Below are 16,011 nucleotides of genomic sequence, written 5' to 3'. Positions count from 1 at the left end.
CCATGAGCCAGAACCGTTCGAGCGTCGAAGCCGTGGTGCAATCCTATTTTGACGGGCTGTACGAGGGTGACGCCGAAAAGCTCGGCGCCATCTTCCATCCCTCCGCCGATTTGCGTTGGGTCGATAAGGGCGAATTGCAGGTGCTGACCGTACCCGACTGGCTCGACCGCGTGCGCAAGCGGGCCTCGGCCAAGGCCGAAGGCAAGCCGCGCGAGGATTTCATCGTCACCATAGATCGTTCGGATGACAAGACCGCCTTCATCAAAGTCAAATGCCAGCTGCCGCCGCGTTTCTTCACTGACTATCTGGTCGCGATGAAGCTGGCAGATGGCTGGCAGATCGTGTCCAAATCGTATCGGTATGATCTAAAGGAGTGAGGGCGCGCGACCTTCGCTGCCCGAAATCGGGCGCACTCGCCCGCCATTCTCCGTCATTGCGAGCGTAGCGAAGCAATCCAGAATCTCTCCGTAGAGGCGGACTGGATTGCTTCGCTGCGCTCGCAATGACGACGCGGATAATGCGTAAGTTGCAACCCCACCTCCGTCACGCCCAAAAGGTCCCCATGCATCTTGACCGCCGTTCCCTGCTCGCCTCGCTTTGCTGGATGGCCGCCGGCCCCGTTCTCGCCGCCGACGCCTCACCGGAACTTGAAGCTTACGAACGCGACAGCGGCGGGCGGATCGGGGTCTATGCGGAGAATCTCGCCACGGGCGCCAAGCTCGCCTGGCGTGCCGACGAGCGGTTCGTCATGTGTTCGACATTCAAGGCCTCGCTTGCGGCCTGCGTGCTGGCGCGGGTCGACCGCGGCGAGGAACAGCTGGCGGAAATGATCCCCTACGGCCAGGCTGACCTGCTCGATTACGCGCCCGTCGCAAAGCAGAATCTCTCCGCCGGTGCGATGTCGGTCTTGGACATGTGCAAGGCGGCCGTCGAGCTCAGCGACAACAGCTGCGCCAATTTGCTCCTGGCGCGGATCGGCGGGCCCGCCACGCTGACCGCATTCTGGCGTACGCTCGGAGACACCACCTCGCGACTCGACCACAACGAGCCCGAGCTCAACCGCTCGCCGCCCGGCGATCCCCATGACACCACCACGCCGGCCGCGATGGCTGGCAATCTGCGCCGCCTGGTGCTTGGCGAGAGCCTGTCGCCGGCGTCGCGAGCCCAGCTCACCGACTGGATCGTCAATTGCAAGACCGGTGCCAACCGGCTCCGCGCAGGCCTGCCCGCAGGCTGGAAGATCGGCGACAAGACCGGCAACAACGGCAAGGACGCCTCCGGCGATATCGCGCTGGCGTGGCCCAGGCCGGACACGCCGATTGTGATCGCAGCCTATACCCAGGGCGGCTCGCCGAGTGCTGCGCAGATCGAAACCGTGTTCGCAAGCATCGGGCGCATGGTGAGCGAGCGGCTCGCCTGACATTGACCTGTCGGTCGCTTCCGGGCGAAGACAGGCCATGATCGAAGCGAAATTTCAGACCTTTCTCATCCTGCTTGCGGTGTTGGCAGGCACGGCGGTCGCGGCACGCCGCTTCAACGTCGCGCCGGCCATTCTCCTGATGCTGGCCGGCATTGGCCTCGCCTTCGTGCCGGGCATGCCGCCGGTCGAGTTGCCGCCGGAACTCGTGCTGCTGATGGTGCTGCCGCCGCTGATCTACTCCGCGAGCGTCGCGATGAGCTGGCGCGAATTCAAGAACAACCTTCGTCCGATCGTGCTGCTCGCGGTCGGCGCGGTGATCTTCACCGCGGCGATGGTGGCCACCGCCACCCACTATTTGATCGGCCTGCCCTGGACCATCGGCTTCCTGTTGGGGGCCATCGTCGCGCCGCCCGACGTGGTGGCGCCGCTCGCGATCGCACGACGGCTGCATATGCCGCGACGGATCCTGGTCGTGCTCGAGGGCGAGGGGCTGGCCAACGATGCCACTGCGCTGATTGTCTACCGCTTTGCCCTCGCCGCGACCATGGTCGGCCATTTCTCGCTGCCGATTGCGGCCGGCGAGTTCTCGCTCATCGTCGCCGGCGAGATTGCGTTCGGCATCGGCATCGGCTGGCTCTCCCTGCGCGCCCGCAAATGGGCTCACGATCCGCAGGTCGAGCTCACGCTGTCGCTGATCACCCCTTACATCTCCTACTGGCTGCCCGAACATTTCGGCGGCTCCGGCGTGATCGCTACCGTCGCCTGCGGCCTCTATGTGAGCTGGAACGGCCCGCTGTGGATATCCTCGTCGACGCGGCTGCAAGGCATCTTCTTCTGGGACCTCATCATCTACCTCATCGAGGGCCTGCTGTTCCTGCTCACCGGCTTCCAGATGCGGGCGCTCTACGAGAAGTCGAAGGCGTTTCCGCTTCACGACATCATGACCGCCACCGCCGTGGTCGTGGCGATCGTCGTCATCGCACGCTTTGCCTGGCTCTATCCCGCGACCTATCTGCCGCGGATGGCGAGCAGGTCACTGCGCGAGCGCGATCCGTCGCCGCCGTGGCAATGGGTGTTCGCGCTGGCCTTCACCGGCGTGCGCGGCGCGGTGTCGCTCGCAGCCGCACTGGCACTGCCATTCACCTTGCCGGGCGGCGACGCCTTTCCCTATCGCGACCTGATCCTGTTCGTCGCCTTTGGCGTCATCTTCATCACGCTGGTCGGCGTCGGCCTCACGCTGCCGCCGGTCGTGCGCTGGCTCGGCGTCGCAGACGCCGGCCGCAACGAGCATATTGCCGAGCACGAGGCGGAGATCGCAGCGCGCCGCCAGGCGCTCGACGCTGCGTTGAAATCGCTCGATGCATTGACCGAGAGGAAGGATGTCTCCGATGAGGTGGTGCGGCTGTTGCACGCGCGCCACGAAATCCGCGCCAACCAGCTTCCGGACTCGCTCGACCCGGGCCACCATGATGTTTCCGCCGCCGGCACCGCATTGACCCGCGAACTGATCGAAGCCGAACGCAAATTCATCCACGACCTCTTGCGCGACGGCAAGATCACTGACGAAACGCGGCGCCGGATCGAGCGCGATCTGGACCTGGAGGAAGCGGGTTTGGCGAACAGGGAATATCGGGCAGGGCCGCTGTAACCCTCCGTCGTCCCGGACAAGCGCGCGAGTCAGGGCGACAATGGTGGATAGAGGAGGCATTGCTGCCTCGTCATTGCGAGCGCAGCGAAGCAATCCAGACTGCCTCCACGGGAAAACTCTGGGTCGCTTCGCTGCGCTCGCGATGACGATTATTGAAGCGGCGGGGCAAACTACCGCCTGTCGCAAAAATTCTTCATCGCCGCGGTCACGGCTGTCGCGATCAGCTCCTGCCGCTCCGGCGAGTTCATCGCCATTTCCTCGTCGCGGTTGATGATGGAGCCGGCTTCCAGCAGCACCGCGGCGCTGTTGGTTTGCGACAGCACGACGAGCCCGTCATAGCGGTAGACGCCGACATCCTTGTCGAGCAGTTGGTGCCGGTAGCGGCCCATCATCGGCAGGGTGTATTGGCTGGCATATTGCAGGCCAAGGTCCTTCAGCTCCTTGCCGAGCAGCCGGGCGAAGGCGAGGCTCGTGCCGAAGTGCGGATTGCGCTCGGACACGAACAGCGAATGGCCGCGAAAGCGGTCGCTGAAGTAGCTCTTGGCACCCTCGAACTCCCATGCCTCGAGCATCTTGTCCGGCACGGAATCGTGGTGGATCGACAGGAAAAAATCGGCATGGGCAGCGTTGGCGGTGCCGACGCGCTTGAGCAGGCTCGCCCTCGCCTTGCCTTCAGTCACAAGCAGCCGCGTCGCGGCAAAGCCCGCCGACTTCAATGTCTCTCCGATGAGCCGGGCCAGGTGCAGGTTGAAGCCGAACTCGACATCGTTGCGCGCGCTCGTCGCTCCCTGCGATTCCGAGGTGTGACCGACATCGAGGATGATCCGGAACTTGCGCGGCTCGCACCTCTCCGGGGCGGACGGCTTTGGCCTGGCTTTCGCGACCTTGCGGGCCGGTGCGGCGCGGCGCGCATCGGTCGGTGCGAGCAGCAGCGTCATGAGCGATGCCATGAGAATTGCGACGAGGCCCCGCGCCCGCGACAAGCCCTACTCCGCCGCTGCAATTCGCGGGCGGCCGACAAAGCCCGAGACGTCGCCGAAGCGCTCCAGCATCACCGCCGGCAGGTCCTTGGCCTTGCTGGTGACGCAGGCGCCCGAGCGCACGGCGTAACGGTCCTGATGCGCGGCCTGCGGCGGCGGCTCGCCCTGCTGCAGCGCGCGCGCCAGATCCATCACGACTTTCCGGAAATGCATGATCCCGAGGTCGGTCGGACCGAGATGCTCGCGGCTGCGGTCGGCGATCGGGCCCTGGCTGTCCTGCACGGCGGCGTCCTGCTCGGAAACGCCCTTGATGCCGGTGTAGCTCCTGGTCTTCTGGAGCTTGCGGTCGATCAGATAGTCGTTGCCCTTGTGGCGCAGCGGCAGGTAATTGTCGTCCACTTCCGCGATCACGCCATTGCCGCGGTCATAGGCGTCGCGTTCTGCTTGCGTCAGCGGCCGTTCCGGATTCCAGGCATAGGTGTAGATCCAGGACTTGGTGTCGGTCACAGGCACGAAGGTCTGGCCAAAGATGCTCTCGCCCGGCATCGCGCTCGGCGCATAGGCGTGAAATGGCACCAGGAACTGCGCGATGCGCCAGTAGATGTTGTCGCTGCCGGTCAGGCGCCCGCCCGCGATGGTCAGCCCCGCGTCGTGCGCGGCGATCTTGATCACCGGACGCGGATCTTCGGCGATCCAGCGCATGTGGTCACTCGACATCCGAGCCATCGGATTCACAAAATGCTTCTTGATGTCCAGGATCTCGTTCTCCTCCTTGTCGAAGGAAAGGTGCGCAAAGGTGAAATGCGCAGTGTCGATCGAGCCCTCCAGCGCCTGCACCCAGTTGCAGTCCTGCCATTTCTTGCTGACGTAGCGGTGCGAGGCCGGCAGCAGCGCCATTTCAAGATCGGGCAGCTCGGGCATCGTCCCGGCCGGACCCATATAGGCCCAGATCATCTCGCCCCATTCGCGCACCGGATAGGATTTGATACGGATGAGGTCTTTTGCGTTGAGATCGGGATAGGAGGTCGGCATGTCGACACACCGACCGTCAGTGTCGAACTTCCAGCCGTGATAAACGCAGCGGATGCCGCATTCCTCATTGCGCCCGAGCCAGAGATTGGCGCCGCGATGCGGGCAGTATTGGTCGATCACACCGACCACGCCGCGGGAATCACGGAATGCGAGCAGCTCTTCGCCAAGCACGACGATCTTCTTGGGTTCGCCGTCGGGCTCCGGCAATTCTTCGGAGAGCAGAACGGGTATCCAGAAGCGGCGCAAAAATTCGCCCATGCCCGTTCCCGGGCCTGACTCGGTCAGGAACTTATTGTCCTCGGCGCGGAGCATGGCGGATCCTCCCGATTTGTTTTTCGGGAAGATTGGCGCGAGAGCGCGAGGACGTCAACGCAAGAAGCGGGGACTAAACCGGCCGTTCCCCCTTCACCGTCACCCGTGTCCCTGATCGCGTGTGCGGCCAGTAATCCCACATCGCGCGGTGCTGGGTGCAGCGATTGTCCCAGAACGCGATGGCGTTCTCGGTCCAGCGGAAACGGCACTGGAACAGCGGATTTTCCGCGTGCTGGTAGAGATAGGCCAGCATCGCGTCGCTCTCGTCGCGAGGGATGCCGTTGATGTGGCGGGTGAAACCGCGATTGACGTAGAGCGCCTTCTTGCCCGTGACCGGATGCGTGCGCACTACCGGATGCTCGGCATGCGGATAGGACGGACGGTCGGCGACGCCGTAGTTCGCATACAGCCCGCGATAGATCGGCTCGCCGTCATGCAGTGCGGTCAATCCATCGAGATAGGCCTTCATCCGATCCGACAGCGCTTCATAGGCCGCGTACATGTTGGCGAACAGCGTGTCGCCGCCGCGCGGCGGGCATTGCTTGATGTAGAGGATCGAGCCCATCGGCGGATCGAGGTCGCAGGAGACGTCGGAATGCCAGCCCTCGCCGTTGGCGCGCGGCGAGTTCGCATCCGCGTAGATCTTCATCAACGCCGGGTCTTCATCCTCATGCGGCGCGGCGGGATGGAAATGCAGCTCGCCGAACTTGCGGCCGAACGCCAGATGCTGCTGCGGCGTGATGTGCTGATCGCGGAAGAAGATCACAAGGTTTTCGGCGAGCGCGCGGTGGACCTCGTCCATCTGCCGGTTGGAGCGTGCATCGTCCGAGACGAGCCTGCCGATGTCGACGCCGGAGATCTCCGCGCCGATGATGGGCGTGAGCTTTTCGACCGCGATGGTTTCATACGGCGCACCGTCATCCGCCATGTGGCGATAGCGCGGGCCCTGCTTGCCACCGAGTGAGCTCATGGCGTGTCTCCCGATCGTTTTGATTGGGAGACATCGTAGCGCGCGGTGACAGATACGCAATCTGCGCCGCAAACTCAGCTCGTCGTCCCGGACAAGCGCAAGCGCAGATCCGGGACCCATAACCACAGGATTCGGTTTGGCGAAGACTCGGAGTGGCAGCCCTGGCGTAACCACACACTCCTGTGGTTATGGATCCCGGATCGGCGCGCGCTTTTTGGCGCGCTTGTCCGGGACGACGGCGGAGTGAGGGCGCGAGCGGAGTTAAATCACTCCGCAGCCGTCACCGACGCCTTGCTGCCCGCACCATACTTCTGGTCGATGTAGTCGATCACCAGCGCCTTGAAGTCGGCGGAGATGGTCGGACCACGCAGCGTGCGGAACTTCTTGCCATCGACGAAGACGGGCGCGGCCGGGGCTTCGCCAGTGCCGGGCAGAGAGATGCCGATATTGGCGTGCTTGGACTCGCCGGGGCCGTTGACGATGCAGCCCATCACCGCGACGTTGAGCTCTTCGACGCCCGGATATTTCGTCTTCCAATTCGGCATCTCGTCGCGGATGAAGCCCTGGATCGAGCTGGCCAGCTCCTGGAACGTGGTCGAGGTGGTGCGGCCACAGCCCGGGCAGGCCGCGACCAGCGGCACGAAGGTGCGGAAGCCCATAGTCTGCAGCAGCTCCTGGGCAACCTGCACCTCGCGGGTGCGGTCGCCGCCGGGTTCCGGCGTCAGCGAGATGCGGATGGTGTCGCCGATACCTTGCTGCAAGAGAATGCCGAGTGCTGCCGAAGAGGCCACGATGCCCTTGGTGCCCATGCCGGCTTCGGTGAGGCCGAGATGGATGGCGTAATCCGAGCGAGCCGCGAGATCCTGGTAGACCGCGATCAGATCCTGCACGGCCGAGACCTTGGCCGAAAGGATGATGCGGTCCTTGGGCATGCCGAGCTCCTCGGCACGCGCGGCCGAGAGCAATGCCGACTGCACCATGGCCTCGCGCGTCACCGCGCGCACGTCGCGCGGATCGGGCGACGCGGCGTTCTCGTCCATCAGCTTGGTGAGCAGCTCCTGGTCGAGCGAACCCCAATTGGCGCCGATGCGCACCGGCTTGTTGTTCTTGTTGGCGATCTCGATGATGTCGGCGAACTGGGTGTCGCGCTTGTCCTTGAAACCGACATTGCCGGGATTGATGCGATATTTGGCCAGCGCTTCGGCGCAGGCCGGATAGGCCGCGAGCAGCTTGTGGCCGATATAGTGGAAGTCGCCGATCAAGGGCGTCGTGATGCCGCGCTTGAGCAGGCCGTCACGGATGTGCGGGACGGCGGCGGCGGCCTCCTCACGGTCCACGGTGATGCGGACCATTTCGGAGCCGGCGCGCGCGAGCGCCGCGACCTGGGCGATGGTGCCGTCGATATCGGCGGTGTCGGTATTGGTCATCGACTGGACCACGATCGGCGCACCGCCGCCGACAAGGACGCCGCCGACCTTGACCTGGGTGGTGTGATGCCGCGGCGCCGGGCCCGCGATGTCGGAATCGATGGTGTTTTCGAGCTTGTTCATGGGGTCCAAATATCAGGTTTTGGTGACGTTCAGCAATGCATCGCGTGGTGCCGCAGCCGTTGAGCTCGGACGGTTAACCAGGAAAAGTCCAGCAATTACAAGGACCGCGGCAGCCCCGAACGCCAGGCTCAGGCTGTCGTGCATGATGAAATAGCTACCCACCACGCCAAACAAAGGGGTGATGAAGGTAAAAGCGGACAATTTGCTGGCCGAGTAGGTCTTCACCAACGCGAACCAAAGCGTGAACGTGGTTCCAACCACCCAGATCGCCTGGAAGGCCATCAGGCCGAACGATAGCGCCGACGGCGTGTGGGTGATGGATTCCCCGAACAGCCAGGCGGCCGTGCCCAGGATCGGGATCGAGGTCGCGACCTGATAGCCGAGCGCCTTCTCCGGCGCGGCGAAGCGCAGTCGTGTGCCCTTGGCGATAAGCGTGGTGCCCGCCCACAATGAAGCGCCAGCGACGATCAAGAGATCACCGAACAGGACATGCGAGTCCACATTGGCCTGCGGCACGCCGATGGCGAGGGCAACGCCGGCAAAGCTCACGGCCAGCCCCAGCCATTGCGTACCGCCGAGCCGCTCGCCCAGCACCTGATAGGAGCCGAGCGCGACGAAGAACGGTGCGGTGTAGAGAAACACCACCGCGCGCGAGGCGGAGGTGAGGCGCAGGCCCTGGAAGATCAGCACGAATTCGATCCCGAACATCAGGCCGGCGATCAGGCCTGGTTTCCAGGTCCCGTCGCGTTCGAAGAAATTGACGCCACGCAGCGTGCCGACGATGAAAAGCACCGGCAACGCACCCATCGACCGGATCATCGCCTGAAGCATCGGCGGGATGTCGGGCAGAACGAATTTCACCGCGATCTGATTGAAGCCCCAGGTCAGGCACAGCATGAGCATCAAGGCGATGGCGCCGGCACTCAGGGGACGCCCGGCGGATTGTGTGGCTTGAGGTGAGGACATGTCTTCCCGAAATCCGGCTTCGCGCCGTTGTTGCTTCAAGACGTCTTCTGACAATGGGTGCAGGTGCCCGTGATCTCGACCACGGACAATTTCGGCGCAAAGCCTGACGCGCGCGCCGCGAGGTTAAGGTCTTGCGCAAAGGACGCGGACGGGATCTCGCCGACGAGGCCGCAATGCTCGCAAATCAGAAACGCGACCGCGGAGGTCGCGTCGTGGTCATGGGCGGCGCAGGCGAGATAGGCGTTGCGGCTTTCGATGCGGTGCACGAGACCGTTCGTCATCAAGAAATCGAGCGCGCGATAGACCGTGATCGGCGCCGGCCGCGGCATCGATTTGGCCAATTCGTCGATCACTTCATAGGCCCCGAGCGGGCGATGGCTGGAGAGCAACGCCGCCAACACCTGGCGGCGAATTGGCGTGAATTTCTGCGCCCGCTGCTCGCAAACCGCCTCGGCATGCGACAGCGCGTCCGCGGTGCAGCGGCCGTGATCGTGGTCGGGGGTCGGAAATGCCGGCTTTGCGAGGGTCATCTGGCTCGCCTTCTAGCATTTCGGGTCGGGAACCCAAAGTCCCACCGGTGGCCGGCTGCCAGCCATGCTTTTGCGGCGGGACAGCCTCCCGTTAACCCGCCATGAAATAATCATAAGCTTGCTTATTATATTCAAGCTCATTGGAGACAAAGCACATGACCCGCGGGTCCGTCGACCAGAACTTCCTGTTCACGCTCGGTGAGCTCTACCGCCTCCTGCGGGTCTATGCCGACAAGGAGGCGTCGCGCTTCGGCATCACCCGCGCGCAGTGGGCCGTGCTCGCCAAGGTCGAGCGCAGCGAGGGCATGAAACAGTCGGAACTCGCCGAACTTCTCGAGATGCAGCCGATCACGCTGACGCGCCTGATTGACAAGCTCTGCGACAATGACTGGATCGAACGCCGCAGCGATGCCACGGACCGCCGCGTCAAGCGCCTCCATCTGAGGAAGGCCGGACGGCAGCTGCTTGGCAAGATGAGCGGATTGAAATCCGAACTCACGGCGAACGCGCTCGAAAGCATCAATCCGGCGGACGCCCATCGCCTTCTCACTCAACTCGAAACCATCAAGGAAAACGTGCGTAACGCGATCCAGACGTCGGGAGCGGAGCAAGCGCGTAAGGAGCAACGCTATGGCTGATCAGGTCCTCAAGTTCCAGCCCGAGCAGAAGATCGACAGCGGCAAGCCGGCCAAGAAGGCCGGCACCGACCCGCGCCGCCGCGTGGTTGCGGGCCTGCGGCGCTATCGCCGCTTCCTGCTGATGGTCGTGCTGCCGATCGTGGTCGCCATCGCCGGCTTCACCTTCTATCTCAATGGCGGCCGCTATGTCGGTACCGACGACGCCTATGTCGGCGCGCAGAAGGTGCTGGTGACACCTGACATCTCCGGCAAGATCGAGAAGGTCGTCGTCAAAGAGGGCCAGATCGTCAAGCAGGGCGATGAGCTGTTTGAGATCGATCCCGTGCCGTTCCGCCTCGCGGTCGACGAGGCCAAGGCCCAGCTCATGCAGGCGCAGTCCACCTATGACAATCTCCGCGCCAACATCAAGATCTACGGCCAGATGCTCGATCTCGCGCAGCAGGGCATGGACTTGAAGCAACGCGACGTCGAGCGCAAGCAGGCGCTGGTCAAGAACAACTTCGGCTCGCAGCTCGATCTCGACAACGCATCGAACGCGCTGGTCACCGCAGGCGCGCAGGCGCAGTTCATCAAGCAGCAGCTCTCCAATGCCAAGATGCAACTGCTCGGCGATCCCGAGCTGCCGCTCGAGCGGTTTCCACCCTACGCGCAAGCCAAGGCCAAGCTCGACGAGGCCCAGCGCAATCTCGACCACACCGTGCTTCGCGCGCCGATGGCCGGCGTCGCAACGCAAGTCGAGCAGATCCAGCTCGGCCGTTTCGTTGCGGCCGGCACGCCTGTGTTCTCCATCATCGACGTCGCCCATCCCTGGGTCGACGCCAATCCAAAGGAAAGCGATCTCACCTACGTCACCGCTGGCCAGCCCGTCACGCTCGAGGTCGATGCGTTCCCGAACCATGTCTTCAAGGGCAAGATCGGCTCGCTCTCACCCGGCACCGGCGCACAGTTCGCCATTCTGCCGCCGCAGAACGCCACCGGCAATTTCGTCAAGGTGGTGCAGCGCGTGCCGGTCCGGATCTATTTCGACGAGACCGACAATTACGTGAGGAAGCTGAAGGCCGGTATGAGCGTCTATGCCACGATCGACACCGGCCACCAGCGCTCGCTCGCCAGCCTGTTCGGATTGTCCGCGACCGCGAATCAAGACAAGGACTGATCGGATGTCCGGTCCCAATGCCAGCCTGATGGTCCCCGGCCTGCGCCGGAACATGGTGACGATCTGCGCCATGACCGCGACCATCATGCAGGCGCTGGACACCACGATCGCCAACGTCGCGCTACCCTACATGCAGGGCACGCTGTCGGCCTCGCAGGACCAGATCAACTGGGTGCTGACCTCCTACATCGTCGCTGCCGCGATCATGACGGCGCCGGTGGGCTGGATCTCCAACCGCTTCGGCCGCAAGCGCATCTTCATCATCTGCGCCGGCGGTTTCACCCTTACCTCCGTGCTGTGCGGCCTCGCGCAGGACATCAACCAGATGGTGCTGTTCCGGCTGCTGCAAGGCGTGTTCGGCGCGGCACTGGTACCGCTGTCGCAGTCGGTCATGCTCGACTATTACACGCTCCAGGAACGCGCCAAGGCGATGTCGATCTGGGGCATGGGCGTGATGATGGGGCCGATCATGGGCCCTTCGCTCGGCGCCTGGCTGACCGAGACCTATTCCTGGCATTGGGTGTTCTTCGTCAATTTGCCGTTCGGCGCGATCACCGTCCTTGGGCTCTCCATCTTCATGGACGAAACCAAGCAGGACACCAGCCTCAAATTCGACTGGTTCGGCTTCGGCGCGCTGGCGATCGGGATTGGCGCGCTGCAGCTCGCGCTCGACCGCGGCGAGCAGCTCGACTGGTTTGAATCGGCCGAGATCCTGACCGAGTTCGCCGTCGCGGCGGTCGCCTTCTATTATTTCTTCGCACACTCCTTCACGACCTCGCGGCCGTTCATCCAGTTCGCGCTGTTCCGCGATCGCAACTTTGTCACCGGCTGCATTTTCATGACGGTGATGGGGCTCGTGCTGTACTCCACCATGGCGCTGGCCTCGCCCTACCTTCAGAACGTCATTGGATATCCCATCATGACCGCGGGCGGGCTGCTCGCCAGTCGCGGCTTCGGGACTTTCTTCGCCATGATGATGGTCGGCCGTATCATGCGCTACATCGAGGCGCGCACGCTGATCATCTGCGGCCTGACGCTGACGGCGGCGTCGCTATTCCGGATGACCGGCTGGACCGACCAGACCCAGGTGCCGGAAATCGTGGTCGTCAGCGTCATCCAGGGCTTTGGCTTCGGCCTGGTCTTCGTGCCGCTCTCGACCGTGGCGTTCATGACGTTGCCGAACCATTTGCGCACCGACGGCACCTCGATGCTGACGCTGTTGCGCAACGTCGCGAGCTCGGTCGGCATCTCCATCGTCATCGCCCAGCTCACCCAGGGCACGCGCAGGACCTACGCCATCCTGTCCGAGCACATCAACCCGTTCAATCACGCGCTGCAGATGCCGGATGTAAGCGGCATGATCAATCTATCCACCGACGCCGGCCGCGCCATGGCCGACAGGCTCGTTGGCCTCCAGGCGCAAATCATCGCGTTCGCACGCGACTATCAGCTCGTAATGTTCTTCATCCTCTGCACCATCCCGCTGGCGCTGATGATCGGCTCGAGCAAGGCCATGCTGCGCAAGCAGTCGGCGGCGCCGGAACATGCGGTGATGGAGTAGACGCTTTCGTCGTCCCGGCGAAGGCCGGGACCCATACCGCGAGGTCTATCGGTCCCCCGCGGTGTCGGTCCGAACGGAGATCACTACGAGTCTTCGCCAAACCACTCCCTGTGGCTATGGGTCCCGGCCTTCGCCGGGACGACACTGAATTTCTAGAACCATCACCCCAAAATCTCCTCGCAGCCGAGATCCTCGACCGCCATCATCACCCGCTCCAGATTGTTCCACCAGATCACCGGTGGGATGTTGATGCTCCATTGCCAGATCGGCTTGGTGATGTGCCAGAGCACGGACCAGCGATAATCCTGATCGAGTGCGCCGCGCGTGTAGCCGCTGACACCATTCGCGATCAGCGTCGCATGGTAGTGGTTGAGCAGAAGGCGCTCGAGAGCCTGCCGGCGTTCCGGATACCATTGCATCGCCATCATGTAGGCGAGGTCGTTGGTGGGCACATCGATGCCCCACAGATCGAAATCGAAGATGCGCACGGTGTCGACGACACCGGCACGGGGCAGCATGAAATTCCAGGTGTGAGCGTCGCCATGGGCGATGCTGACGCGGCGGCGCGAATGATAACGTTGGGACAGTCGGGCCGACTGCTCGACGAGGCGGCGGTAGAGGATGCGCCGCTCCTCGCTGAGGCGATCGCCGAGCTGATCGGCGAAGCGGTCATAATGGCCGGCGAAGGTCTCCATTTGCCTTGCGCTGTCTTCGGTGCTCTCCCAGGTGCCGACGGTCTCGCCGAGGCTCGCATGGTCCCACCAGGCCGCGTGCCAGCGGGCGAGCGCGGTCACGATTGCCATCATCTGTTCGCGCGATGGCGGCAGCGGCCAAGCGGTCGCGATCTCATGGCTGTCGGTGAGGTCTTCAAGCAGGAGATGCCAGGCGAGGCTCTCCTCGTCGAAATTCCCGTCGAAGCAGCGCGGCACCAACTGCGCCGGCATTTTGGGTGCAAGCTGGGTGTAGTAGGCCACCTCGTGTCGGCCGGCGTTCGCCAGCGGCTTGGCGAAAGCCGCATGCGGCGTCTTGAGGATCAGAGATTGCGGCGCGCCGGCGGACTCCCCGACATAGCGTAGCCCGAGCCGGGTGATGTGCGACAGGACCGTGTCGCGCTCATGCAGCACCTTCACCTCGCGGACCGCGCCGCGATCCAGCACACCGGCTTTGCGCAGCGCAGCCGTCAGGGCTGCTGGCTCAGTGACCGCAGGCAGTTGTGGAGGTGTCATGCAGGGCGCCCCGATTCCCGCGCGCATTCTGCACGATCACGCAAGCAAGCGCCAGCGGCAGGCGCCTCGCCGGCTAAGCCGCAGCCGTGGAGTCGCGCACCGTCCGGACCACGACCGACCGCAGGGATTCAAGATTCGCGGCCATGCCGGCAATCGCTTGCCTGACTTCCGCGGCGCGCTCGTTCACCGCGGCAGCGTCGCGGCTGACGTTAGCGATCTTGGCCGAGACCTCCTCCGCGGCGGAGGCCGATTCGGAAATCGACCGCGCGATCTCCCGCGTCGCGGCGTCCTGCTCTTCCATTGCGGCGGCAACCGAGGTCGCCACGCCGTCGATCTCGACGATGTGGCCTCCCATCGTCTCGACGGAATCGACCGCGGCCTGCGTCGAGGCCTGGATCTCGGCGATCAGGCGCGCGATCTCCTCGGTGGATTTGGCAGTCTGGTCGGACAACGATTTCACTTCGGCTGCGACCACCGCAAAGCCGCGGCCGGCGTCGCCGGCGCGCGCCGCCTCGATCGTGGCGTTGAGCGCCAAAAGGTTGGTCTGGCCTGCGATACCGCCGATCAGGTCGGTGACCTCGGCGATCTTCTTGACCGATCCGGCCAGCGCCTGAATGGTCGATCGCGCCTGCTCACGACCGGCGACCGCCGATTTGGTGGCCGTGCTGGTCCGCGCGACCTGGGTTGCGATCTCGCGGATAGAAGCGCTCAACTCTTCGGCCGCCGCCGAGACGGTCTGCGAGCTGCCGAGAGCCTGGTTGGAGGCCGCGGCAACTGCCTGCGACTCCGCGGAGAGCGATCGGGCGATGTCGGACAGGCCAGAGGCGGCCCGCTCAACCCCTTGCGTCGCCGCACTCGCGGTGTCGACCGACCGGCCGGTCTCGCGCTCGACGGTCTCGGCCATCTGGTGCAGGGCACCGCGCTTGGCCAGCGCCGCTTCCTGCTCCTTGCGCAGCTGCTCCTCGCGAAGACGGGAATTCTCGAGCGCGGCCTGCTTGAACACCAGCAGCGCGCTCGCCATCGAGCCGACCTCGTCTCGGCGGTGCGCGAAAGGAATGTCGGTGGCGAGATCGCCGGTCGCGAGCGTTTGCATGCTACCCGTCATGCGCACGATCGGGCGCATCACGCCGAGGGCGACGCCGAGCAGGCCCGCCGCAATGAAGGCGAGGACGGCGGCGGAGACGCCGAGGAGGATATAAAGCATGGAGCTGTCGCGGTCCGCGGCGAGCTTCTCCATGTCGGCATTCTGCTTGTTGGCGCTCTCGACGATGGCGTCGATGACGGCGCGATGCGCCGTATAGGCATTCTTGAGCTGCGCATAGGCGCGCTCGGAAGCGCCGCTGTCCCTGGCCTTGAGAGCCGGCAGGAGCTGGTCGGAAAGCAGCTTCCAGAACTTCTGCACCTCGGCATCGGATTTCGACACCAGCGCAGCCTTGAGGTCGGCCGAGAGGCTCGAGCTCGTCCAGAACGCCTTGCGCTCGTCGTAATCCTTGCGGAGCTGGACCAGACGCTCGCTGTGTGCAGCGAGTTGGTCGGGCTCGCGCATCGCGAGCGTGGCTTCGAGATAGGCCTCGATCACATATTCCGGCGGCGGCAGGATGTCGGCGACGAGGTCGTTGCCGAGCTTGATGTCGGAATAGAGCGGACCGCCGACCTTGAGCTCTTTCAAGGCGTAGAGGCTGGTCGAGACCACGGCGGTAAAACCGATGGCGAGAACGATCCCAAACGCGACGATCGCGGAGGACAACGACAGGCGAATTTTCATGGACGATCCGGGCCCCGCGTCAGATTTCCCGGTGATGCTAGATCGTTGCGGTAAATACGGACTTGCCTCGCGACAACATTCGTCGCGTGGAAACACCGCTAAACTACGGGAATGAGACGTTGAGCGATCGGTTTTGAGTCAGCGAGACTGACGCATAGACGTGATGCAGGATCAGTTCAGGGCCGATGCAGGCGACAACGGGCGCCATTGCGCTGGATAAAGAACGCGTGCCGGCGACTCGATATCGCCGGCATGCG

Annotated in this window: 14 protein-coding genes; 6 read left to right on the top strand and 8 right to left on the bottom strand. The window is 64.0% G+C overall.

Annotation, left to right across the window (positions count from 1 at the left end; translation table 11 throughout):
* Positions 1–2: 2 nt before the first annotated feature.
* The 3 genes from AC0L2O_RS04160 to AC0L2O_RS04150 all read left to right on the top strand — a co-directional run bounded on the left by AC0L2O_RS04160 (position 3) and on the right by AC0L2O_RS04150 (position 3,068).
* Complete coding sequence (locus AC0L2O_RS04160) at positions 3–377, top strand: nuclear transport factor 2 family protein (RefSeq protein ID WP_473368804.1); 375 nt, start codon at positions 3–5, stop codon at positions 375–377.
* Positions 378–562: 185 nt separating this feature from the next.
* Positions 563–1,420, top strand: a complete 858-nt coding sequence (gene bla / locus AC0L2O_RS04155; protein WP_473368803.1) for a class A beta-lactamase — start codon at positions 563–565, stop codon at positions 1,418–1,420.
* Positions 1,421–1,460: 40 nt separating this feature from the next.
* Positions 1,461–3,068 (top strand): Na+/H+ antiporter, encoded by a 1,608-nt coding sequence (locus AC0L2O_RS04150; protein WP_473368959.1) that lies wholly within the window; start codon positions 1,461–1,463, stop codon positions 3,066–3,068.
* A gap of 170 nt (positions 3,069–3,238) precedes the next feature.
* Here the strand turns inward: AC0L2O_RS04150 and AC0L2O_RS04145 are convergent, their stop codons facing one another.
* The 6 genes from AC0L2O_RS04145 to AC0L2O_RS04120 all read right to left on the bottom strand — a co-directional run bounded on the left by AC0L2O_RS04145 (position 3,239) and on the right by AC0L2O_RS04120 (position 9,408).
* Positions 3,239–4,018 carry an N-acetylmuramoyl-L-alanine amidase gene (locus AC0L2O_RS04145; protein WP_473368958.1) on the bottom strand — a complete coding sequence of 260 codons (780 nt, stop codon included), beginning with the start codon at positions 4,016–4,018 and terminating at the stop codon, positions 3,239–3,241.
* A gap of 36 nt (positions 4,019–4,054) precedes the next feature.
* On the bottom strand, positions 4,055–5,392 hold the full coding sequence (locus AC0L2O_RS04140; protein ID WP_473368802.1) for a Rieske 2Fe-2S domain-containing protein: 1,338 nt from the start codon (positions 5,390–5,392) through the stop codon (positions 4,055–4,057).
* Positions 5,393–5,465: 73 nt separating this feature from the next.
* Positions 5,466–6,362, bottom strand: a complete 897-nt coding sequence (locus tag AC0L2O_RS04135) for a TauD/TfdA dioxygenase family protein (RefSeq protein WP_473368801.1) — start codon at positions 6,360–6,362, stop codon at positions 5,466–5,468.
* A gap of 266 nt (positions 6,363–6,628) precedes the next feature.
* Entirely contained in the window at positions 6,629–7,912 is a 1,284-nt protein-coding gene (gene ispG / locus AC0L2O_RS04130) for a flavodoxin-dependent (E)-4-hydroxy-3-methylbut-2-enyl-diphosphate synthase (RefSeq protein ID WP_409191436.1), read from the bottom strand.
* 12 nt (positions 7,913–7,924) lie between these two features.
* Positions 7,925–8,878, bottom strand: coding sequence for a DMT family transporter (locus AC0L2O_RS04125; protein ID WP_473368800.1), 954 nt, complete (start codon positions 8,876–8,878; stop codon positions 7,925–7,927).
* 35 nt (positions 8,879–8,913) lie between these two features.
* Positions 8,914–9,408, bottom strand: coding sequence for a Fur family transcriptional regulator (locus AC0L2O_RS04120; protein WP_369720414.1), 495 nt, complete (start codon positions 9,406–9,408; stop codon positions 8,914–8,916).
* Positions 9,409–9,563: 155 nt separating this feature from the next.
* On the opposite strand from AC0L2O_RS04120, the gene AC0L2O_RS04115 reads away from it, so the two are divergent.
* Genes AC0L2O_RS04115 through AC0L2O_RS04105 form a run of 3 tightly spaced genes read left to right on the top strand, consistent with a single transcriptional unit; the run spans position 9,564 to position 12,763 of the window.
* Positions 9,564–10,046, top strand: coding sequence for a MarR family winged helix-turn-helix transcriptional regulator (locus AC0L2O_RS04115; protein WP_473368799.1), 483 nt, complete (start codon positions 9,564–9,566; stop codon positions 10,044–10,046).
* On the top strand, positions 10,039–11,202 hold the full coding sequence (locus tag AC0L2O_RS04110) for an HlyD family secretion protein (RefSeq protein ID WP_369720412.1): 1,164 nt from the start codon (positions 10,039–10,041) through the stop codon (positions 11,200–11,202). The genes AC0L2O_RS04115 and AC0L2O_RS04110 overlap by 8 nt, the downstream gene beginning before the upstream one ends.
* 4 nt (positions 11,203–11,206) lie before the next feature.
* Complete coding sequence (locus AC0L2O_RS04105; protein ID WP_369720411.1) at positions 11,207–12,763, top strand: MDR family MFS transporter; 1,557 nt, start codon at positions 11,207–11,209, stop codon at positions 12,761–12,763.
* Positions 12,764–12,924: 161 nt separating this feature from the next.
* Here the strand turns inward: AC0L2O_RS04105 and AC0L2O_RS04100 are convergent, their stop codons facing one another.
* On the bottom strand, positions 12,925–13,989 hold the full coding sequence (locus tag AC0L2O_RS04100) for a phosphotransferase (RefSeq protein WP_473368798.1): 1,065 nt from the start codon (positions 13,987–13,989) through the stop codon (positions 12,925–12,927).
* A 73-nt stretch (positions 13,990–14,062) separates the two neighbouring features.
* Positions 14,063–15,754 (bottom strand): methyl-accepting chemotaxis protein, encoded by a 1,692-nt coding sequence (locus tag AC0L2O_RS04095; RefSeq protein WP_369720409.1) that lies wholly within the window; start codon positions 15,752–15,754, stop codon positions 14,063–14,065.
* Positions 15,755–16,011 lie beyond the last annotated feature (257 nt).

It is taken from the genome of Bradyrhizobium sp. Kon10, assembly GCF_055807395.1.
The sequence above is the reverse complement of the archived record's forward strand: the minus strand, read 5'-3'. Positions and strand labels throughout refer to the sequence as shown.

Bases quoted from the DNA above. Each gene is read 5' to 3' on its own strand.
- AC0L2O_RS04160 (WP_473368804.1), top strand. From the start codon at position 3: ATGAGCCAGAACCGTTCGAGCGTCGAAGCCGTGGTGCAATCCTATTTT.
- AC0L2O_RS04110 (WP_369720412.1), top strand. From the start codon at position 10,039: ATGGCTGATCAGGTCCTCAAGTTCCAGCCCGAGCAGAAGATCGACAGC.
- ispG (WP_409191436.1), bottom strand. From the start codon at position 7,912: ATGAACAAGCTCGAAAACACCATCGATTCCGACATCGCGGGCCCGGCG.
- AC0L2O_RS04115 (WP_473368799.1), top strand. From the start codon at position 9,564: ATGACCCGCGGGTCCGTCGACCAGAACTTCCTGTTCACGCTCGGTGAG.
- AC0L2O_RS04135 (WP_473368801.1), bottom strand. From the start codon at position 6,362: ATGAGCTCACTCGGTGGCAAGCAGGGCCCGCGCTATCGCCACATGGCG.
- AC0L2O_RS04120 (WP_369720414.1), bottom strand. From the start codon at position 9,408: ATGACCCTCGCAAAGCCGGCATTTCCGACCCCCGACCACGATCACGGC.
- AC0L2O_RS04145 (WP_473368958.1), bottom strand. From the start codon at position 4,018: ATGGCATCGCTCATGACGCTGCTGCTCGCACCGACCGATGCGCGCCGC.
- bla (WP_473368803.1), top strand. From the start codon at position 563: ATGCATCTTGACCGCCGTTCCCTGCTCGCCTCGCTTTGCTGGATGGCC.
- AC0L2O_RS04105 (WP_369720411.1), top strand. From the start codon at position 11,207: ATGTCCGGTCCCAATGCCAGCCTGATGGTCCCCGGCCTGCGCCGGAAC.
- AC0L2O_RS04100 (WP_473368798.1), bottom strand. From the start codon at position 13,989: ATGACACCTCCACAACTGCCTGCGGTCACTGAGCCAGCAGCCCTGACG.
- AC0L2O_RS04125 (WP_473368800.1), bottom strand. From the start codon at position 8,878: ATGTCCTCACCTCAAGCCACACAATCCGCCGGGCGTCCCCTGAGTGCC.
- AC0L2O_RS04095 (WP_369720409.1), bottom strand. From the start codon at position 15,754: ATGAAAATTCGCCTGTCGTTGTCCTCCGCGATCGTCGCGTTTGGGATC.
- AC0L2O_RS04140 (WP_473368802.1), bottom strand. From the start codon at position 5,392: ATGCTCCGCGCCGAGGACAATAAGTTCCTGACCGAGTCAGGCCCGGGA.